This is a genomic window from Clostridium mucosae, from assembly GCF_024622765.1.
In the GTDB taxonomy this organism is placed as follows: Bacteria; Bacillota; Clostridia; order Clostridiales; family Clostridiaceae; genus Clostridium.
The window spans coordinates 1-20,564 of the sequence record NZ_JANKAF010000018.1 but is presented as its reverse complement, the minus strand read 5'-3'; the positions used below and the strand labels follow the sequence as shown (position 1 = coordinate 20,564).

Below are 20,564 nucleotides of genomic sequence, written 5' to 3'. Positions count from 1 at the left end.
TAAATTTATTAATATATATTTTTATTATTTAAATACACTTAATATAATAATTAAATTTGTTACTATATTTAATTCTAGATACTACTACAAAAAATTATTAAACTTCATATTATTCCTTATATAAAACTAGCTTCCATTTTTATTTATCTTCACTGTTCCTATAGTAACTAAAAGATCGTGTATAAAATTTGATCCTCTGCTTATTAATATTCCAGTCAGTATTATTCCCAGAAATGGTATACTTGACTTTATACTTAAAAGCTCTAATAAGTCTAATTTAGTTGAAAAAGTTATTACTAAAGCTATACAAAGCGCTCCTATTTTATCTATGGATAATTTACCATTTTGCCATATCATTTTTAAAGTTTCCCAAACACTTTCTGCTAATAAAGAAACAAAAATTAATATTATCAAATTTTCCATATTAAACTCACCTCTTTTTATATTCTTTAACTTATTTAATATTGCGAGTTATATTCTAATATTAGGTACCCTTCCTTTATAATTTATATACATTATTTAATACTATTTAAATACACTTTTTATAACCATAATTTATTATTATTAAAACTAAAATTTCTTAATTTATTAAAGTTCTAATTGACATAAAACTTGTCTTTGATTTATTATCTATATCAAGTAGTTAATTATTTTCCAGGTAGATTTTTTTCATACTGCTTTCTACCTGGTATTCTAAGATACTTAAAGTTCAACTAAAAATAGCACCTAGGATATCAATCCTAAGTGCTATTTATTTTTATCAAGTCAAAATTAAATTTATATGCTAAATATTCACTTTTTCAACTATCTATTTAAAAGAAAAATATTTTCTATCTCATTACCATTCTCATCATAATATTTCACATTTGCTCCTGCTATGTATCCTACTGTATCTCTATCAAGTACACTGCCTTGAATTTTTAATAATATATCTTCATTCATAGGCAAATCCACTTCTTTTGTTTCATTATCCCTATCACATACAATCTTTACTTTCATAAATATCATTCTCCTTTACATATCTCGTGTACAATTTTAATATGCTTAAACAAAACTAATATATTTCTAATAATGATAAATATTATGCTAGTAAAAATATACTCATTAATACTCTTAAGCGAATTAACACTTATCCTAATATAGCCTATGTAATTTGATATTTTTTTAATAAAAAAATATTATTTTTCTCTATTATTTTTATTAAAAATGAGATATCTAAAAATATAGATATCCCATAAAAATTGTTTAAACTATTATACTATCTCCTTAATACCTTTAAAGCTTCTGCAACCTTTCTAGCAAAATCCAATGGTCTATCTATTGATTCAAAATGAATATACATAAGTCTAGGATTATCAAATAGCCAATGATTATGCAATGCAGTTACTAGTATTCCTCTCGCTCTTAACGCAGATATAAAATCATTTATTTCACTTTGAAGTATAACTGTTTCTCCTAAATTAAGAGTTCTACCATTATTATCTGGAGACTCAAAAGAAAATAATGCTGACAAAGCTAATGGTGATCGTGTTCTTCTTCCTAATATTTCTGCTCTTATATTTCTCATAAATGTTACTGTACAGACATTATTATCTTTACTTAAAATATTAGCACCAAGTATCCTAGCAAATTCATTACAAGTTCTACAAAAATTCATCATAAGTTTCCCTCCATAATTAGATAAACTCCTTAATAACTAAAAGGATTCATCTATATAAACATAATATGATATTATGCTTATATTTGTTAAACATTATGGTGCATAAAAAAAGAAAAACACTAGACATTAACCTAGTGTTTTTCATGTTACGAGATAAGCCGTAAGCGGAGTTCTGTATTAAGCAATCATCTATCTAGGCTTATTGTTGCCAATAAGCTCAAGCGGTACACCCGGAAACGGAGCGGGCAACTCCTAATTGTTTCCCTATTCGACCTTGCTCCAGGTGGGGTTTACATAGCCATCATGTCACCATGATGCTGGTGAGCTCTTACCTCGCCTTTCCACCCTTACCTAAAAATTTAGGCGGTATCTCTCTGTTGCACTTTCCTTCAAGTCGCCTTGACTGGACGTTATCCAGCACCCTGCCCTATGGAGCTCCGACTTTCCTCTCCTAGATCTAGTCTAGCAGCGATTGCATGTCTTACTCGCGAAGATTATCTTAACATAATTTAATTAATAATGCAAATGATATTTTTTACAATTTACACAAATTGTAGTATTAATACTAACATAATTAATATAACCCAAGAGTAAAATCCTATTCCAGAAAGTAATAAAGTTAATAATATAAGTATGAATATACATAACCTAGCGCCTGGATTTACGCAGTTTTTAAAAAAGACTCCACCCTTTCCAATATTTTTACCTATACCATCACATATATCTTTAAAACCATCTTGAAATACTTTTGTCCATGATTTGTTTTTCTTTTTATAATATGATTTACTCATAGTTCATCTCCCAATAATATTCTTATTATTAATATTATGCTTAACCTCAAAATTTTGTGTATAAAAAAAGACCTTACACAAACGTGTAAGGATCTTCACTTTTAGTAGATATTAATATTTCTAAGTCTTGTAATTTATCTTTTATTTTGTTTATAACTTCTAAAAAAACAATCCATTCAGATGAAAAATGACCTGTATCTATTATAGATACTCCCATTTCTTTATAATCAGATGCATAATGATAAGTTGTGTCACCAGTTATTATGCAATCTGCTCCTTTTTGGTATGCTCTTTCAAAAAAGTCACTGCCACTTCCATTTATAACTGCAATATTTTTTACTTTTTCGCTACCTCTAACAACCTTTAAAGATTTTATGTTTAACTTTTCTTTAATATCTTTAATTAAATCTTCCAATTGAATATAATCTTCTAATCTAATAATTCTTCCTAGACCTTCATTACTATTTCTAGCCCTCTTATTAACCTCTAGAAGTTCTTTAGATTCATACCCTAATATATTTACTATAGTTTCATTCAAACCCTTCTCAGCTGAGTCTAGATTAGTATGACTAGAATATAAACTGATATCATTTTTAATAAGTTCTATTATTTTTCTACCTATTAAAGTATCAGTAGTTATACTATTAGGTTTTCTAAATATAAGAGGATGATGAGTTATTATTAAATCTATCTTTTTTTCCTTTGCTTCTTCTATAACATCTAAGGTACAATCTAAAGCTAAAAGTATTTTTTCTACCTTCTTTTCTTTATCCCCTACCATTAATCCTACGTTATCAAAATCTTCTTTTAATGTTTTAGGAGCAAAATCTTCCATTATCTTAATAATATCTTTAACGTTTTTCATAAGCATCTTCCTTATAGAAAATTAATCATATTAGTAATAACATCTATTTTTTCTTGTATAGATTTTCTTCTTTCACTTGCATTAACAGTACTTTCTGTAATAAAACTAATAATTCTTTTATAGTTTTCAACTTTTGAAATTAAGTATTCCTTCATTAAAGGATGTTTTTGCATTAAAAGTTTTGGACTTACTTCATAATATATTGAATCTAAACTAGTAGCTTCGCCCTCTTTTCGTCTTACCTTAAAAAGTTCATAATATATATTTTCATCTAAACAAAGATCTTCACTTATTATTTCATAATTATTATTATAAAGATACTCTCTCAACACTTCCGGATTTTGTGCTGGTTGAAGTATTAAGTATTTCATAGAGTCAACTTTTTCAATTTGTGATTCAAGTATATCTCTAATCAAATTCCCACCCATACCTGCAATTACAGTTACTTCAACTTCATCTTTTTCTAATGCTTTAAGCCCATCACCTAGCCTAAACTCTAATTCATCTCCCATGCCTTCTAATATAGCATTTAATCTTGCTTTATCTAAAGGTTCCTTATTTATGTCTACTGCAATTGCTTTACTACAAATTCCATTTTTCAGTGCATATAAAGGAATATATCCATGATCTGTTCCTATATCTGCTAATACTGATGTGCTTTCAATGTGTTTAATTATAAAATTTAATCTTTCGCTTAGTTCCATAATTCTTCTCCTTGCTAAATTAAAATTAGCACCTTTTGGTGCTAATCTAAATAATCCTTTAATTTTTTACTTCTTGAAGGATGTCTTAACTTTCTAAGAGCTTTCGCTTCTATTTGTCTTATTCTTTCTCTTGTTACATTAAACTCTTTACCAACTTCTTCCAGAGTTCTTGCTCTTCCATCATCTAACCCAAATCTCAGTCTTAATACTTTCTCCTCTCTAGGAGTTAAAGTATCTAATACATTTATTAATTGTTCTTTAAGCATTGTAAATGCAGCTGCTTCTGCTGGTGCTAAAGCATCGTCATCTGGTATAAAGTCTCCAAGATGTGAATCTTCTTCCTCACCTATAGGAGTTTCTAGAGATACTGGTTCTTGAGCTATCTTTTGAATTTCTCTTACTTTATCTACTGGTAAATCCATAACCTTTGATATTTCTTCTGGGAATGGATCTCTTCCAAGTTCTTGTAACAATTGTCTTTGAACTCTTATTAGCTTATTTATAGTTTCTACCATATGTACAGGTATTCTAATAGTTCTTGCTTGGTCAGCAATAGCTCTTGTAATTGCCTGTCTTATCCACCATGTAGCATAAGTAGAAAATTTAAAGCCCTTTCTATAATCGAACTTTTCTACTGCTTTTATAAGCCCTAGATTTCCTTCTTGTATAAGGTCCAAAAATAGCATTCCTCTTCCAACATATCTTTTAGCAATACTTACAACAAGTCTTAAATTTGCTTCAGCTAATTTTTTCTTAGCTCTTTGGTCCCCTTGTTCTATTCTATTTGCTAATTCTATTTCTTCTTCAGAAGATAATAAAGGAACTTTTCCAATTTCTTTTAAGTACATTCTTACTGGGTCATCTATTGCAATTCCTTCTGGAATAGTTAAGTCTAAGTCTAATTCTTCTTCAACTTCATCTGCTCCATTAGGCTCACCTATAACTTCAATTCCCATTGATTCTAGCACTTCATAAATTTTTTCTATTTGTTCTGGACTTAAGTCAATATGCTCAACCTCATCCATTATTTCCTTATATGTTAAAGTACCACTTTTCCTTCCTTTATCTAGTAGATTTTTAACTATAGTCATTTTGCTATTTTTGTCCTCATTCTCTTTTTTGCCTTGTTTAGCTTTTGTTTTTTCATCTACCATTTTGTTACCTCCTTCCGTTATTGCCACCTACTACTTTGCACCTCTCTTTAACTGATCATTAACACTTTTTAATTCAATTGCGATTTGTATAGATTCTTCAATTTTCCCCTGTGATTCCAATACTTTTTGCTTGCGTTTTAATTCATTTAGTTTTTGATTCAATTTATAATTATCCAATTGCTTGATAAAATCCTGTATTAATTTTTTATTATCTTTACCTGTTAGTACATGATGTTCTTTTATTTTTACAATTTCTTCGATTGTCTTTACATTTGTACATTTTGATTCTAAAAAAGTAATTATATTATTTATATTTCCCTTTTTAGCTTCTTTAATAATAGAAAAAATCTCCTTATGTTCTGGAAGAATTAACTCATCTTGGCTTATTAATTGACTAATATAATCAAAATACTCCTCGTTTAAACATAATTTCATTAAAGATCTCTCAGCTTTTATAAACGCTGGCTCTAAATATAATTTTGTTCCATTTTCTTCCTTATTATTCATAAAATTATTTTCTTTTATATTTTTTGTCATTTCTTTTGATAATAAATCATATAATGTTTGCTCTCTTATACCTGTATTTTCAGATATTTTTTTAATATAAACATCCTTTTCTATAGAATTAACACTTGCTAATATCTCTGTAACTCTTTTTCCATATTTAATTAAATCGTTACTATCTTTAATGTTAATCCCTTCTTCTGCCTTCTTAAGCCTATAATCAATTAAGCCTTCAGCATTATTTATTAATTTTATAAATGCATCTTTTCCATTACTTCTTACATATTCGTCTGGATCTTTTCCCTGTGGAATACTTAAAACTCTAACGTCAAATCCTGCTTCTTTTAATATATCTAGACCTCTCATAGTTGCTGCTTGCCCTGCTATATCCGCATCATATGAGATTATTACCTTATCTGCATACCGTCTTAATAATCTTGCTTGATTTGTAGTTAAAGCTGTACCTAATGAAGCCACCACATTTGTTATTCCATACTGATGCAAAGTTATTAAGTCCATATATCCTTCGACAATAATGAAATATCTTTCTTGCATCTTGCTTTTTATTGCAAAGTTTAGTCCATAAAGATTAGTTCCTTTTTGAAAGACCAAGGTTTCAGGAGAATTTAAATATTTAGGTTTTGAATCATCTAAAACCCTTCCTCCAAAACCTATTACCTTCCCCCTGTAATCAAATACGGGAAATATAACCCGGTTTCTAAACCTATCATATTTATTGCCTGTTCTCTCAGATGTTGATATTAATCCAGCTTCAAGCAGTAAATCATCTTTAAAACCTAACTTTCTTAAATGAAACAATAAATTATTCCAACTATCCTTTGCAAATCCTAATCCAAATCTTTTTATTGTCTCTTCCTTAATACCCCTATTTAAAAAATATTCCTTTGCTTCTTTTGTTAATCTTAAGTTTGAATAAAAGAACCTTGCTGCTTCAACATTAACTTTATAGAGTAATTCTCTCTTTTTAGCAGCCGGACTTATTCTCCCTTTATCACTTTCTATTGTAATATTAACTCTATCAGCTAAATACTTAACTGCTTCAACAAAAGGCATATTTTTATTTTTCATAACAAAAGTAATTACATTTCCTGATTCTCCACACCCAAAACATTTATATATTTGTTTATCTTGTGATACTGAAAATGAAGGTGATTTTTCATTATGAAATGGACATAGTCCTGAAAAGTTTCTTCCAGATCGCTTTAGTCTAACCGACTCAGATATTACATCTACTATATCATTTTGTTCTTTTACCTTTTCTAGAATCTCTTCAGAAATCTGCAAGGAGATTCACCTCCTTACTAATAATTTTCGTCAACTTATATTCATTTCGACATTTTTTCTCTATTTCCTTCTTTAAAGGAAATTTTTTATGAAAATTTATTAAATCTTCTTTATTTATATTCTTTATCAAATTCAAAATTCCTTTTAAATCTACACTTTTTATTGTACCCATTTATTTAATATATTACTAATTTTGGTACAAATAGAGAGTTAAATTTATTTAAACAATAATCATCACTCATTCCAGCTATATAATCTGCAACTGCTCTTTTTAATCCTTCTTCTTTAGCTATTTCTTTATATATAGTTGGTAATTCATCCACATGAGTATAGTAATAATTTATAATGTTTTCTAAAATAAATTTTGCTTTATTTCTCTCTACTTTTAAAATATCCCCTAAGTAAATATTTTTAAACATAAATCTTCTAAGCTCTGTCATAGCCTCCCAGACCTCAGTACTAAATTTTATATCAACTTCATTGTTATTTAACGCCTGTGTAGTATTTTCTATTACGTCTGTAACTAAAGTTTCAATCCTTTGAGAATGAGTTTTACCTAATACCTTTATTACTTCCTTTGGCAATACATCTTCACTTAAAAGTCCAGCCCTTATCGAATCATCGATATCATGATTTAGATATGCTATTTTATCACTTACCTTTACTACTCTTCCTTCTAATGTTTTAGCTTTATTATTTCCATTATCAAGACCACTATGATGTAATATTCCATCTATAACTTCTGTTGTTAAATTTAATCCTAAGCCGTTTTTTTCAAGTTTTTCAACTACTCTAACACTTTGTTCATTGTGTCTGAATCCACATTCCAAAAACTCATTCAATACTTCTTCACCATTGTGTGCAAATGCTACATGCCCTAAATCATGTCCTAATGATATAGCTTCAATCAAATATTCATTTAAGCCAATTCCACTGCCTATTGTTCTTGCAATTTGAGATACTTCTAATGTATGGGTTAACCTTGTTCTATAATGATCACCAAAAGTCTTTATATAAACCTGAGTCTTGTGTTTCAATCTTCTAAAAGACTTGCTATGAATGATTCTATCTCTATCAACCATAAAGCAGGTTCTTATAGCATCACTTTTTTCATCTCTTTTTCTTCCTAAAGTTGAGGTACTAAAAGTAGCATGAGGAACTAATGTCAACCTTTCGAAATTCTCTATTTTTTCTCTTACATTCATATATCTCACCTCTATATTACATATTCTATATTTTTCTCTTTTTTCCTCTATTTAAACATATTTTATAATAATATATTTAATACCAATTATATTTTCTTTATATCAAGTATATTTTCCTTTTTTTACTAATATCTTAATAATGAATAATTATATAAGGAGATAGTAATGGAAAACCTATTATCAGATTTAAGAGATGAACTGCTTCCTGTTAATGAAATAAAGAATAATATTTTATCTCATTATAACCTTCAGAAAGCATCTATATTCAGTATTAAATTTAAAGATACAGAAAAACAAAGGGCTGTATATAGAATAGATTTTAATAACAAAAGTTATTGTTTGAAAAAAGTTTATTATAATGAAGCAAATCTTTTATATGTATATTCTGCTATGGAATGGTGCTATAGGAATGGAATCAATGTTCCTAAATTATTACCTACTATTGATGGAAATAGATATGTTAAATATAAAGATATGCTATTTATATTGACACCTTGGCTTAAGGGTGAAAAATGTGATTTTGATAACTTAGACCATGTTTTATTATCATCGAAAACATTAGGCAAACTACATATAGCTTCTAAAAACTTTTCTCCAATAGCTGGCAGTAGCTTAAGAGAAGGTTTTGAAAATTATAACGAAACTATATCAAAACATTTTAACCAACTACTATTAAGCATTAATAATGCTCACAAATACAACGATAGATTTTCAAAAATATTCCTAGAAAATATTAATGAAAACTTAGAACTTGCCAAAATTTCATTTGAAGTATCATCATCAATTATTCCTAATGAACTTTCAAAATCTCTTTGTCATGGAGATTACGTAAATAAAAATATACTAATAGACAACAATAAAATATCTCTTATTGATTTTGATAAGTGTAAAATGGATTATTGTTCTAGAGATATATCATATTTTTTAAGAAGATTATTGAAAAGAGAAAGTACTAATTGGCAAATAAATTTAACTTTAGAAGTTCTTGATAAATATATGGAGGAAAATACTTTAACTAGTTCAGACCTAAAATATATCTTAGCCTATATTGCTTTTCCTCAAAAATTTTGGAAATTATCAAGAGATTATTATAAAAATATAAGGAAATGTAATAAAAATGCTTTTATTCAGCTTCTTGAAAAAGGTTTAGATAGGACAGCTAATCAATTAGAATTTATTTATGAGCTTATGAATTCATTTGAAAAACATTATAATGTAAAATTTTAAAGAGGAGGTTTAACACCTCCTCTTTTATAAATTATCTTTTATTTCTAACTTGTGCTTGTGCAGCTGCTAGTCTTGCTAATGGAACTCTAAATGGTGAGCATGATACATAATCTAATCCAATATTATGACAGAACTCTACTGATGATGGATCTCCACCATGTTCTCCACATATTCCAAGTTTAATATTTGGTCTAGTTGATTTACCCTTTTCAACTGCAATCTTAACTAATTCTCCAACTCCAGTTTGATCTAGCTTAGCAAATGGATCTTGTTCGTAAATTTTCTTTTCATAGTAATCCTTTAAGAATTTAGCAGCATCATCTCTTGAGAATCCAAATGTCATTTGAGTTAAATCATTTGTTCCAAATGAGAAGAACTCTGCTTCCTTAGCAATTGAATCAGCAGTTAATGCAGCTCTTGGTATTTCTATCATAGTACCAACTTTATACTCTAATTCAACACCTTTTTCTGCCATAACTTCTTTTGCTGTCTTAACAACTATATCTTTAACATATTTTAATTCCTTTATTTCTCCAACAAGTGGAATCATTATTTCTGGAACAATATCAAAGCCTTTTGAGTTTTTAACTTCTATTGCTGCTTCAATTACAGCTCTAGTTTGCATTTCAGCTATTTCTGGATAAGAAACTGCTAATCTACATCCTCTATGACCCATCATAGGATTAAACTCATGTAATTCTTGAACAGTTGATTTTAACTCTTCAAATGTTAATCCCATTTCCTTAGCTAATGATGTTATGTCTTCATCGTTATGTGGTAAGAATTCATGTAGTGGTGGATCTAAGAATCTTATAGTTGCTGGCATTCCACCTAAAGCTTCATATATTCCAATAAAGTCTTCTCTTTGCATTGGAAGTAATTTTTCAAGAGCTTTTCTTCTTTGCTCTTCATTCTTAGCAACAATCATTTCTCTAACTGCCATTATTCTATCTTCTGCAAAGAACATATGCTCAGTTCTACATAAACCTATACCTTCTGCTCCAAACTCTACTGCTTGCTTAGTATCTCTTGGAGTATCAGCGTTAGTTCTAACCTTTAATTTTCTAATTTCATCTGCCCATCCCATGAATGTAGCAAAATGTCCTGATATTTCTGGTGTAACTGTCTTAACAGCTTCTCCATATATATTTCCTGTTGAACCATCTATTGAAATATAATCATTATCAGTATAAACTTTTCCGTTAACCTCTAAAGTCTTAGCTTCTTCATCAACTTTTAAAGTTCCACAACCTGCAACACAGCAAGTTCCCATTCCTCTAGCAACAACCGCTGCATGAGATGTCATACCACCTCTAACAGTTAATATACCTTCTGCTGCTATCATACCTTCTATATCTTCTGGTGAAGTTTCTAATCTAACTAAAACAACATTTTCACCTTTTTCTTTTCTTTCCTTAGCTTCTTCAGCTGTGAAAGCTATTTTACCACAAGCAGCTCCTGGAGATGCAGGAAGTCCTTTTGCAATTGGTGTAGCTTTCTTTAAATCTTCTGTATGGAAAGCTGGGTGAAGTAAAGAATCTAATTGATTTGGCTCAACCTTTAATATTGCTTGTTCTTTAGTTAACATTCCTTCTTCAACTAAATCAACAGCTATCTTTAAAGCTGCTTGAGCTGTTCTCTTACCATTTCTAGTTTGTAAGAAATATAACTTTCCTTCTTCTATAGTTATTTCCATGTCTTGCATGTCTCTATAGTGATTTTCTAATGTATGAACTATATCAGTAAATTGTTTATATATTGCTGGATTTTGCTCTTCTAATTTAGCTATTGGAAGTGGTGTTCTTATACCTGCAACAACGTCTTCACCTTGTGCGTTCATTAAGTACTCACCATATATTTTGTTTTCTCCAGTAGCTGGGTCTCTTGAGAATACAACTCCTGTACCTGAAGTTTCTCCTTTATTACCAAATACCATTTCTTGTACGTTAACTGCTGTACCCCATTCCCCTGGAATATCGTTTAATCTTCTATAAACTATCGCTCTTGGATTATCCCATGATCTAAATACTGCTGTAATAGCTTCAATTAATTGAGTTTTTGGATCTTGTGGGAACTCTTCTCCCATTTCTTTTTTATAAAGCTCTTTATATCTTCCAACCAATACCTTTAAGTCATCAGCTGTTAAATCAGTGTCAAATTCAACACCTTTTTCTTCTTTTATCTCATCTATTAGATTTTCAAATAATCTCTTTTCAATACCCATAACAACATCTGAGAACATTTGAATGAATCTTCTATATGAATCATATGCAAATCTTGGGTTATTAGTTAAATCAGCCATTGCAACTACTGATTGATCATTTAGTCCAAGATTTAATACTGTATCCATCATACCTGGCATTGATACTCTTGCACCTGATCTTACAGATACTAATAATGGTTTTGTTAAACTACCAAACTCTTTTCCTGTTAGCTTTTCTAGTTCTGTAATTTTTTCGTGGATTTCTTCAATAACTTCTTGTGATATTATTTTTCCATCCTCGTAATATTTATTACAAGCCTCTGTTGTAACTGTGAATCCTTGTGGTACTGGAATTCCTAGTAAAATCATTTCTGATAAATTTGCCCCTTTACCTCCTAGAAGGTTCTTCATTGAACCATTTCCTTCACTAAAAAGGTAAACGTACTTCTTTTTCTCCATCTCAATACTCCTCCGTTCAATCAAATTGAATATATATACTAACAGTACTTTTGCACTGTAGTTACCCTAATAAATTACCCATAGTCTTCTCTTAATTGCCTTCTCCAAGCTTAACAAAAAGCTTTGTTATGTTAGTTTTTGATATTTTCCCAATTATTTTAAATTGACTTTTCTCATTAGCTGTTGTTTCTATTTTTTCTACTATTGGGATACTATCGATCTCATGCTCAATAATTTTCTTTGCTAAGCTATAAGCACTATCTTCCGCATATCCACATATGATATTTGGCATTCTAGTCATTATAACTCCAACAGGAACTTTATGAATATCGGTTCCCCCTATAGCATTTTTCAAGAAATCTTTTCTAGAAACTGCACCAACTAAAACTCCGTTACTTTCTACAAACAATGTTCCTACATCATTTAAGAATAAGAATACGATTGCATCATACACCGTAGTTTCTTCACTTACTGTAACCGGTTTAGACATAATTTCCCCAACTAAAACCTTAGAAATATTCTCTAATATTCTAGTATTTTGTGCCTCTCCTAAATATACATAACCAACCTTAGGTCTAGCATCAAGTATCCCTATCATTGTTAAAATAGCTAAATCTGCTCTTAACGCTGCTCTAGTTACACCAAGATGCTCTGCTAAAGATTCACTTGTAACAGGCTGTCCTTCTTTTACTATCCTTATGATTTCCTCTTGCCTTTGTGATAATTTCAAATTTATCCCTCTTTCTGCATTTACAAGGAATATTCAGATAATTTTGATTTGTTTGATTAGTGTGATATTTACACTATAATTATAACATTTTATAAAACTTTGACTATAGTTAATTTCCCGAAAAATTAGTCATATTAGCTGAATATTCCTTTTCTGTTTATTTTATTCTACTGTATCTCCTGTTTATCTCAATTTTGCTTCAATTTAGTCCTCATCTTCGAAATTTACAGTATATGTAAATACATTTTCATCTACTTGTTTATTTTTATCGTATTGCTTTTTCTCATTATTATTGTCACTAGCCTTATTAAATTTTTCATTTTTAACTTCACTTACTTTATCTTTAACCATACAAGCAACATCTGTAGCAGCATCCTTTATTTCATTTGCAGCCTTACTTATATATTTATTAACAACTTCAACACTACCATCAGCTTTAGTTATTTCTATAGTTATTTGCGTTACAACTGCTGCAATAACAACAAAAGCTAATATAGGTGGAATAATAATAGCAATTACCCCTGCTGCTATCCCTGCATTAACAGGAACATCTACAAGTTCTTTTCCGTCCTTGCTAACTCTAATTCTAGTGACATTTCCCTTATTTATTAAGTCTTTTAACCACTTTTTAAGTTCATCTATAGTTTCATATTTTTCTTTTCCTGGATTATCTTCTATATAATCCGGCTTAATTCCCTTTATTCCTTCAATATATATTATCGCTTCTAGTACATCTCCATTGCTTACTTCAAGAGCATATTTTGCCTCTGCATAGCTTACACCAGTTCTCTCTTTAACTTGATCTACCTTTTCTAAAGTTATTCCCATATTTATTCACTCCTTTATATAATTTAACATTTCTAAGCTTTTTGGCTTTTTAGAATAGTTTGAAGATATAATAAATGTCGTGACCTTACTTATATCCCTCTTTACGTCTGCATTTACATTTAATTTATATATTTTATCCATAGGAGTCTTCATCAAAAACCTTATAGCATTATATGCAGGCTTTGAAATATAAATTCCATGTTCTCTTGAACATTCCTCACAAACCCCACCATAATGTGATAAAGATATATAATTTGATACCGATATTTTTTTCCTACAACTTATACAACTTTCTAAGTTTAACCCATACCCAGTTGCTTTTAATAATTTAAGTTCAAAGGATCTAATAAGCATTTCATAATCTAATGCATCTGTATTAAGTAGATACATACAAGTTAGAAAATCTCTAAATAACTCTTCATTAGTTTCTCCTTCTTCTACACATATATCTATTAACTCACATATGTAGGATGAATAAGTCAATTTATCTAAATTATCTAATAAACCTTGAAAAGAATTAATTATTTTACCTTCTTGAAGATTAAATAAACTTTTTCCTTTAAATAAAACATATTCCCCATAGCATAGAGGTAAAGTAAGAGATAAAAGCTTACTCTTACTTTTTCTTGATCCTTTTGCTATAGCTGTTATTTTTCCCAATTTATTTGTATATAACCATACTAGTTTATCATTTTCTTTAAATTCTTTAGTTTTTATTACTACTGCATTTAACTTATGTAGTGACAGAAACACCATCCCCTTATTTTATTTAACCTTTTTATATCCTAATTCTTTTAATAGGTTTTGATTATCTCTCCACTCTTTTCTTACCTTTACCCAAATTTTCAGATTAACCTTAGCACCTAAAAATTTCTCTATCTCATATCTTGCACTTTCGCCTATTTTCTTTAAGCATTGACCATTCTTACCTATAATTATTCCTTTATGTGAATCCTTCTCACAAAGCATATCTACTTCAATATGCCATGTTCCACTTGGACTTTGTTTCATTTGAATTATATCAACTGCAATTCCATGTGGAATTTCTTCTCTTAATGTTCTTAAAGCCTTTTCTCTTACTATCTCTGATACAACAAACCTCTCTTGTACATCTGTTATCATATCATCCGGATAGTATTTAGGTCCTTCTGGCATTGTTTCAATCATTAATTCAACTAATTTATCAACATTTTTCCCTCTAAGTGCTGAAATAGGAATTATTTCTTTAAAATCTAATTCTGATGAATACATTTGAAGAGTCTTTGCAACTCTCTCTTGAGTAAATTCATCAATTTTATTTACTACTAAAAATACAGGAGCTTTTTGATTCTTTAAAGTCTCTATTATAAATTTATCTCCTCTTCCTATCTCCTCTTCAGGATTTATTAAGAATAATACAAGATCTACTTCTTTTATAGAATCTTTTGCTGAGTTAACCATGTATTCTCCTAATTTATGCTTAGGTTTATGTATTCCTGGTGTATCTACGAATACTAATTGATGATCTTTCCCTGTTAATATTGTTTGTATATTATTTCTAGTAGTTTGTGGTTTATTTGATACTATGGATAGTTTTTCTCCCATTATATGATTTAATAAAGTTGATTTTCCTACATTGGGTCTCCCTACTATTGTTACAAATCCTGATTTAAACATTTTTCCTCCTAATTATCTAATTCTTTTAATCAATGCTTTTAGCATTACTTTTCAAAAGTTTTAATTAGATATTTATCCTTATTTTTATTAATATTATTTGCTCTTTGTATTTTCAAAATTATTGTATCTTTTATTATATCATTACTTTTACAAAATTAAAGCATTGTTAATAAGATTTATATAAGTACCGAGATACTATATTATATCTTAAATATAACAAATATCAATAATGTTAATAAAGTTCCAAATAGAGCACCAACAATAACCTCCCAGATAGAGTGAATGTTAGAATCTACTCTACTTTGCGCTGTTATTAATGCCATTAAATAACTTAATACTATACATATAGGTTCTTCTGTTATCAACGAAATTGCTGTTGCTATTGAAAATGAAAGAGCACTATGTCCACTAGGCATTCCACCTCTTAACGGCGTTCCTTCTCCAAAAATAGATTTTATTATTAAAGTAGCTAAAATTACAAATACTAATGCTATAAATATCATATAAGGTTCTGATTGCTTTACTTTGTGTATTACATCATAAGACAAATCAGATATCTTATCCCAAAATATTATATATCCTACAAGCAAAGCATTTATAGCCGTGACTAATACTGCTCCTGCTGATGCATTTTTTGCTATCTTTGCTAAAGGATGATAATGATTTGTAGACATATCTATAGTTGCTTCTATTGCTGTATTAATTATTTCAGCTCCGAGTACTAATGTGATTGTGATTGCTAAAATAAGAAATTCTATCTTCGATACATCGAATAAAAAACATGATAAAAGTACGCATAATGCTGCAAATATATGAATTTTCATATTCCTTTGTGTTCTCACAGTTTCTATAATCCCATTTATCGCATAGTTAAAGCTCTCCACCATCTTCTTTATTTTCATAAGCTACCCCCACTTATAGTATTATCTTCTAATTTGCAATTTATTTAATATTTCTTCCTCTCTTTTTCTCATTCTTTTTTTATCATCCTCTTCCATATGATCATAACCTAATAAGTGAAGAATTGAATGTACTACTAAATAGCCAACTTCTCTTTCATATGAATGACCATATTCCTCACTTTGTTCTAAAGCTCTTTCCAAAGATAAAACCATATCTCCTAAAATTAATTCATCTCCATCTTTGAAAGTCTCATCAAAATCATAGTTTAAATACATTTCATTAAAAACTTTCTTATCTTCAAAATCTAACATAGGAAAAGATAGTACATCTGTTGCTCTATCAATATTTCTTGTTTCATTATTAATTTCTCTTATTTCTTCATTATCAACAAACAATAAAGAAATTTGATATTGACATTCTACCCCTTCTTCTTTTAATGCAAAATCACATACATCACTTAATCTTTCTATAAAATCTTCTGTAACCTCTAATTTATCTTGTCTATTTTCAGTATATAACATTTTTATCTCCTTTATTATTTTCTAAAATTAAAGGGAAAGGTATGATACCCTCCCCTATCAAATCCCTTATAAAATTTAATTACTTAGTTATTTAACTTTCTTTTCAGTTGGATATTCAATTCTATGATGATATATTCCATCTAATGTCTTAAGAAAAGTCTTTCTTATAATCTCTATATCTTTTAATGTTAAATCACAATTCACAAGCTGTCTAGAGTTAAGTTTATCATTTATTATATTATTTACCATCTCTTCTATTTTACCCTTTGTAGGCTCATTAATTGACCTTACAGCAGCTTCTACACTATCTGAAAGCATCAAAATCCCTGATTCTTTAAAAGATGGAATCGGACCTGGATATCTAAAATCCTCTTCCTTGATCTCATCGGGCTTATCTGATGAATTCTTAAGTTTATAATAAAAGTATTTAACTAACGTAGTTCCATGATGCTGTTCTATCATATCCTGAATTACCTTAGGAATTTTATGCTCCCTAGCCATTTCTAAACCATCTTTTGTATGAGATAAGATAATTAATGTACTTAAATTAGGTGTTATCTTATTATGTGGATTTTCTTTTCCCATTTGATTTTCCCCAAAAAAGTATGGTCTTTTCGTTTTTCCAATATCATGATAATAAGCACCTACTCTAGCAACAACTGGGTTTCCTCCAACAGCCTCCGCAGCAGCTTCTGCTAAATTAGCAACCATCATACTATGGTGATATGTGCCTGGTGCCTCCATTAATAGTTTTTTCATTAATGGCTGATTTGGATTTGATAATTCTAATAACTTTATATTAGTAACTACATCAAATATTGACTCAAAGAAAGGTAATAATCCAACTGCTAGAATTCCTGAAAGCAAAATTCCTATTGCTGTATATCCAGTTTGAATCAATATCTCTTTTATATTATTGGATGAAATCATCCCTAAAGTAAATGAGAATAAGGCTAATATACCAGTTATATAAACAGTCGAATATATAATATCATTTCTTTGTTGAACTTTTTTAAGACCAGTTGATCCAAGAACAACACTTAATATAGATAAAACAACTACCGATGGATTAAATCCAACTATTATAGCTATAAATATTATGTTTAATAAGTTTATAACTAAAGATATCTTATAATCAATTAATATTGTCATAAGCATAGCACTACAAACTAATGGTATTAAATATGGAGAAATTACATTTAATCCAATTGAAATCAAAATTATTATAAGATTTATACTACTTATAAGTATTATCATTTTAGTATTTTTAAATACTTCAGGCTTTTCCTTAAAGATATATCTATACTGAATAGCTAATACTAAAGCAACTAATATTCCTAAAGAAATAAATGAAAATAAATAACTTTTTGTTGTACCATTATTTAAAAGACCTAATTCTTTTAAAACTTCTATTTGTCTTTCAGTTACAGGTTCACCTTCTTTTACTATTATTTGATTTTTCTTTATTATTTCTTTTGGAACGCTCTTTTGAGCTTCTTTAACAGCTTCCTCCATTTTATCATTATCAACAAACTTATTTGGTTTTATTTGCGTATGGCATATATTCTTCAAAACATCTTCTAATTCTCTGTCTATATTACTATTAAATAATTGGTTATCTGCTATTGATTTTGCTTCTAATAAATCTTCATATTTATTTTCTTCTATTTCTTCCTTATAAACTGTCTCTAGTACATCTACTACTAAATGTTGTATTTCAGATGCTTTTTCCTTTAATTCAACTAATATTTTATACTCATCATCAGTTAAACTAAATTCTTCGATTTTTTTTATTTCAGCTATCTTATCCTTTTCTTCCTTGTTAGAAGAATTTTCAGATACAATCTTATTGAATAGTTTATTAACATTTTCAATTGCTTGAGTCTTTACCTCACTTTTAACTATATACTGCTTATCTTCTCTCGCTTTGGCCATAGCCTCTTCTTCTTTTTGCTTAGTTGCAATTTCATCAACAGTATCAATAGGTGCTTTTATATCTACAGTTGCTATATCTCCTACTGAAAGATTATGCCTTTTAGGTGCAATAACTGTTAATAAAAGTAAGTATATTGCTAAGAATACAGTTAGATAAGTAAATCCTCTTTTGTATTTTATATCATCTTTTCTCTTTTCTTTATTCCAAAACAAGTCCATCACCCTCTAATCCCTTTTGTTTTTAATAATCTACTGGCTCATTATTTACTATATTTTGTTCTACAACAAATACTACATTTACTATTATATTCCCATCAGAACTGTCCTTTGTGCTTATTATTCTATCGACCACTTTAGCCTCTCTAGTTAAATTATTATAAAGAGATTCCTCTAATTGCTTTACTGCATTATCAATTGCCTCTTCTTTTGTGTATGTAACCGGAAACTCTTTCTTTTCAAAATAATTGTCCTTCTTTATAATTTTTCCACTCTCTTCTATTTTATCATACTCTTCAAAATCTTTTATAGCTTTTTTCAGATAAATTTTTTTTCCTAATATTTCTATATATATATCACTATCTTTCTCACCACTTCTTTTTAGTTCTGTTCCCTCTACTTTAGTAGTCATACTCTTTTCATAAAAAGTATTTGCCATAACTACACCTTCTGGTACAACTTCATATGGATCTTCCTCTTTACCGTTAATTCCTTCTATAACGACATCTCCAGCTTTCACCATATCTCCAACATGAACTGCTGATCTACCAGAAAAAGCGTAAACCCTACTTACTTCTCCATCCATCTTTGCAACTAAATTCCCTTGTTTTGCTTCTTTAACTTCTGGCGGATTTACCTTCTCTTCTATAAATATCTTAAGTGTTGAACCTTCTATTCTGGCTCTTAACCATAAAATATCTGAATTCACGTCCTCTAATTTCTTCTCTACATCTTTAACATCTATTTTATCTTTGCTTATTCCTGGCTTTATTCCTATTTCATATAATTGTTGTCTTAACTCATAAGGTGATACATTCTTTTTAGTAGTTATTTCTATACTCCATACATAAGTAGAAAGATATAATAACATTACTATAAATATTCCTCCTCCTATGGCTAAAAACAATTTACTCTTTAATTTTCCTATAAAAAATAAGATACCAGTACTTCCTACAACTCTACTTTTTCCATTCAGTCTTTTTACAGCATCCATTAAAACACTATAATCATTATAATCAATTGTTACTCTAATCGTTGCTATATCTATCCTCTTAACATTAATAACATTTATATTTTCGCTCCACAATATGTTTAAAAGTCTTTCTGGTTTTAATATGTTAACTTCAACTACTACTTTTCCACTATCAAAAACTCCTGTTGCCATATTACACCTCGTATGATATAGATTTAAATTTTCCGCTAATTGTTATTGTAGAGTCTCCAATATAAAGTATTTCAAAATTTTCTCCTTCAATATTAATTGTCTTTACTTTTGTATTTACTTTTATAATATTTCTCTCAAATAGTATTATTCCTTTATGATTTTCTATTGTTATTTCATCATTTCCTATAATAGTTATTTTAGGAACATTTAAAACTATATCTTTAGGTAAGTCAAAAGTTTCTGCTATTATTTCTCTGCTCTTCTCCATTTTTCTTTGCATAATCTTCTCTCCTTATATCTTTCCTAATAGTACTTTATGATAAAGATATACAGAAAATTACTTATAATTTATTTGAGTTTATAAAGTCAGAATTTCAATGCCTTATAAAATATATTTCTGAATAACAAAAAAGGGGCTGTTGCAAAAGCAACTAGCCGAATAAATGGGAAAAGGTGGATTCAATAGAATCCACCTTTTTTGCATAAACTTAAATCATGAAACTATTCAGTTTATACAATACTAATCAACAATT

General features: G+C 28.8%; 20 protein-coding genes and 1 other RNA gene. 1 reads left to right on the top strand and 20 read right to left on the bottom strand.

From position 1 onward, the window contains the following. Positions 1–126 precede the first annotated feature (126 nt). From NSA50_RS15975 to NSA50_RS15930, 10 genes are all read right to left on the bottom strand, one after another. On the bottom strand, positions 127–423 hold the full coding sequence (locus NSA50_RS15975; protein ID WP_195429427.1) for a hypothetical protein: 297 nt from the start codon (positions 421–423) through the stop codon (positions 127–129). Between the two features lie 381 nt (positions 424–804). Further along, on the bottom strand, positions 805–999 hold the full coding sequence (locus NSA50_RS15970; RefSeq protein ID WP_195429425.1) for a hypothetical protein: 195 nt from the start codon (positions 997–999) through the stop codon (positions 805–807). 259 nt (positions 1,000–1,258) lie between these two features. After that, on the bottom strand, positions 1,259–1,660 hold the full coding sequence (locus tag NSA50_RS15965; RefSeq protein WP_195263284.1) for a DUF1259 domain-containing protein: 402 nt from the start codon (positions 1,658–1,660) through the stop codon (positions 1,259–1,261). Between the two features lie 145 nt (positions 1,661–1,805). Then, positions 1,806–2,148: RNase P RNA component class A (rnpB, locus tag NSA50_RS15960), an RNA gene on the bottom strand. A gap of 54 nt (positions 2,149–2,202) precedes the next feature. Beyond that, on the bottom strand, positions 2,203–2,451 hold the full coding sequence (locus tag NSA50_RS15955) for a hypothetical protein (RefSeq protein WP_195263283.1): 249 nt from the start codon (positions 2,449–2,451) through the stop codon (positions 2,203–2,205). A 73-nt stretch (positions 2,452–2,524) separates the two neighbouring features. Then, positions 2,525–3,316, bottom strand: a complete 792-nt coding sequence (locus tag NSA50_RS15950; RefSeq protein ID WP_195263282.1) for a Nif3-like dinuclear metal center hexameric protein — start codon at positions 3,314–3,316, stop codon at positions 2,525–2,527. Between the two features lie 11 nt (positions 3,317–3,327). Beyond that, positions 3,328–4,020 (bottom strand): tRNA (adenine(22)-N(1))-methyltransferase, encoded by a 693-nt coding sequence (locus tag NSA50_RS15945; protein WP_257446634.1) that lies wholly within the window; start codon positions 4,018–4,020, stop codon positions 3,328–3,330. A gap of 41 nt (positions 4,021–4,061) precedes the next feature. Next, entirely contained in the window at positions 4,062–5,174 is a 1,113-nt protein-coding gene (rpoD, locus tag NSA50_RS15940) for an RNA polymerase sigma factor RpoD (RefSeq protein WP_195263280.1), read from the bottom strand. A 30-nt stretch (positions 5,175–5,204) separates the two neighbouring features. Then, a complete protein-coding gene (gene dnaG / locus NSA50_RS15935; RefSeq protein ID WP_195263279.1) occupies positions 5,205–6,983 on the bottom strand; it encodes a DNA primase in 1,779 nt (592 codons plus the stop codon). Positions 6,984–7,159: 176 nt separating this feature from the next. Continuing rightward, positions 7,160–8,188 (bottom strand): deoxyguanosinetriphosphate triphosphohydrolase, encoded by a 1,029-nt coding sequence (locus NSA50_RS15930; RefSeq protein ID WP_257446630.1) that lies wholly within the window; start codon positions 8,186–8,188, stop codon positions 7,160–7,162. A gap of 165 nt (positions 8,189–8,353) precedes the next feature. On the opposite strand from NSA50_RS15930, the gene NSA50_RS15925 reads away from it, so the two are divergent. After that, on the top strand, positions 8,354–9,415 hold the full coding sequence (locus tag NSA50_RS15925) for a CotS family spore coat protein (protein WP_257446628.1): 1,062 nt from the start codon (positions 8,354–8,356) through the stop codon (positions 9,413–9,415). 31 nt (positions 9,416–9,446) lie between these two features. Here the strand turns inward: NSA50_RS15925 and ppdK are convergent, their stop codons facing one another. The 10 genes from ppdK to yqfC all read right to left on the bottom strand — a co-directional run bounded on the left by ppdK (position 9,447) and on the right by yqfC (position 20,311). Beyond that, entirely contained in the window at positions 9,447–12,077 is a 2,631-nt protein-coding gene (gene ppdK, locus NSA50_RS15920; protein ID WP_195263276.1) for a pyruvate, phosphate dikinase, read from the bottom strand. A gap of 91 nt (positions 12,078–12,168) precedes the next feature. Further along, a complete protein-coding gene (locus NSA50_RS15915) occupies positions 12,169–12,807 on the bottom strand; it encodes a helix-turn-helix transcriptional regulator (protein WP_195263275.1) in 639 nt (212 codons plus the stop codon). A gap of 204 nt (positions 12,808–13,011) precedes the next feature. Continuing rightward, positions 13,012–13,635 (bottom strand): DUF4342 domain-containing protein, encoded by a 624-nt coding sequence (locus NSA50_RS15910; protein ID WP_195263274.1) that lies wholly within the window; start codon positions 13,633–13,635, stop codon positions 13,012–13,014. 6 nt (positions 13,636–13,641) lie between these two features. Beyond that, entirely contained in the window at positions 13,642–14,391 is a 750-nt protein-coding gene (recO, locus tag NSA50_RS15905; RefSeq protein WP_195263273.1) for a DNA repair protein RecO, read from the bottom strand. A 9-nt stretch (positions 14,392–14,400) separates the two neighbouring features. After that, the gene (gene era, locus NSA50_RS15900; RefSeq protein WP_195263272.1) at positions 14,401–15,291 is read right to left on the bottom strand and encodes a GTPase Era; all 891 of its coding nucleotides are present in this window, start codon (positions 15,289–15,291) and stop codon (positions 14,401–14,403) included. A 200-nt stretch (positions 15,292–15,491) separates the two neighbouring features. Next, positions 15,492–16,193 carry a diacylglycerol kinase gene (locus NSA50_RS15895; RefSeq protein ID WP_195263271.1) on the bottom strand — a complete coding sequence of 234 codons (702 nt, stop codon included), beginning with the start codon at positions 16,191–16,193 and terminating at the stop codon, positions 15,492–15,494. 21 nt (positions 16,194–16,214) lie between these two features. Then, the gene (ybeY, locus tag NSA50_RS15890; RefSeq protein ID WP_195263270.1) at positions 16,215–16,715 is read right to left on the bottom strand and encodes an rRNA maturation RNase YbeY; all 501 of its coding nucleotides are present in this window, start codon (positions 16,713–16,715) and stop codon (positions 16,215–16,217) included. 87 nt (positions 16,716–16,802) lie between these two features. Then, positions 16,803–18,869 (bottom strand): HD family phosphohydrolase, encoded by a 2,067-nt coding sequence (locus NSA50_RS15885; RefSeq protein ID WP_195263383.1) that lies wholly within the window; start codon positions 18,867–18,869, stop codon positions 16,803–16,805. Between the two features lie 22 nt (positions 18,870–18,891). After that, positions 18,892–20,031 carry a sporulation protein YqfD gene (gene yqfD, locus NSA50_RS15880; protein ID WP_195263269.1) on the bottom strand — a complete coding sequence of 380 codons (1,140 nt, stop codon included), beginning with the start codon at positions 20,029–20,031 and terminating at the stop codon, positions 18,892–18,894. A gap of 1 nt (position 20,032) precedes the next feature. Further along, a complete protein-coding gene (gene yqfC, locus NSA50_RS15875) occupies positions 20,033–20,311 on the bottom strand; it encodes a sporulation protein YqfC (protein WP_195263268.1) in 279 nt (92 codons plus the stop codon). Between the last annotated feature and the right edge of the window lie 253 nt (positions 20,312–20,564).

Coding starts and splice junctions, on each gene's coding strand:
- NSA50_RS15925 (WP_257446628.1), top strand. CDS start 8,354: ATGGAAAACCTATTATCAGATTTAAGAGATGAACTGCTTCCTGTTAAT.
- NSA50_RS15955 (WP_195263283.1), bottom strand. CDS start 2,451: ATGAGTAAATCATATTATAAAAAGAAAAACAAATCATGGACAAAAGTA.
- recO (WP_195263273.1), bottom strand. CDS start 14,391: ATGGTGTTTCTGTCACTACATAAGTTAAATGCAGTAGTAATAAAAACT.
- NSA50_RS15950 (WP_195263282.1), bottom strand. CDS start 3,316: ATGAAAAACGTTAAAGATATTATTAAGATAATGGAAGATTTTGCTCCT.
- NSA50_RS15910 (WP_195263274.1), bottom strand. CDS start 13,635: ATGGGAATAACTTTAGAAAAGGTAGATCAAGTTAAAGAGAGAACTGGT.
- yqfD (WP_195263269.1), bottom strand. CDS start 20,031: ATGGCAACAGGAGTTTTTGATAGTGGAAAAGTAGTAGTTGAAGTTAAC.
- NSA50_RS15945 (WP_257446634.1), bottom strand. CDS start 4,020: ATGGAACTAAGCGAAAGATTAAATTTTATAATTAAACACATTGAAAGC.
- NSA50_RS15970 (WP_195429425.1), bottom strand. CDS start 999: ATGAAAGTAAAGATTGTATGTGATAGGGATAATGAAACAAAAGAAGTG.
- NSA50_RS15930 (WP_257446630.1), bottom strand. CDS start 8,188: ATGAATGTAAGAGAAAAAATAGAGAATTTCGAAAGGTTGACATTAGTT.
- ppdK (WP_195263276.1), bottom strand. CDS start 12,077: ATGGAGAAAAAGAAGTACGTTTACCTTTTTAGTGAAGGAAATGGTTCA.
- era (WP_195263272.1), bottom strand. CDS start 15,291: ATGTTTAAATCAGGATTTGTAACAATAGTAGGGAGACCCAATGTAGGA.
- ybeY (WP_195263270.1), bottom strand. CDS start 16,715: ATGTTATATACTGAAAATAGACAAGATAAATTAGAGGTTACAGAAGAT.
- NSA50_RS15975 (WP_195429427.1), bottom strand. CDS start 423: ATGGAAAATTTGATAATATTAATTTTTGTTTCTTTATTAGCAGAAAGT.
- rpoD (WP_195263280.1), bottom strand. CDS start 5,174: ATGGTAGATGAAAAAACAAAAGCTAAACAAGGCAAAAAAGAGAATGAG.
- NSA50_RS15895 (WP_195263271.1), bottom strand. CDS start 16,193: ATGAAAATAAAGAAGATGGTGGAGAGCTTTAACTATGCGATAAATGGG.
- NSA50_RS15885 (WP_195263383.1), bottom strand. CDS start 18,869: ATGGACTTGTTTTGGAATAAAGAAAAGAGAAAAGATGATATAAAATAC.
- NSA50_RS15965 (WP_195263284.1), bottom strand. CDS start 1,660: ATGATGAATTTTTGTAGAACTTGTAATGAATTTGCTAGGATACTTGGT.
- yqfC (WP_195263268.1), bottom strand. CDS start 20,311: ATGCAAAGAAAAATGGAGAAGAGCAGAGAAATAATAGCAGAAACTTTT.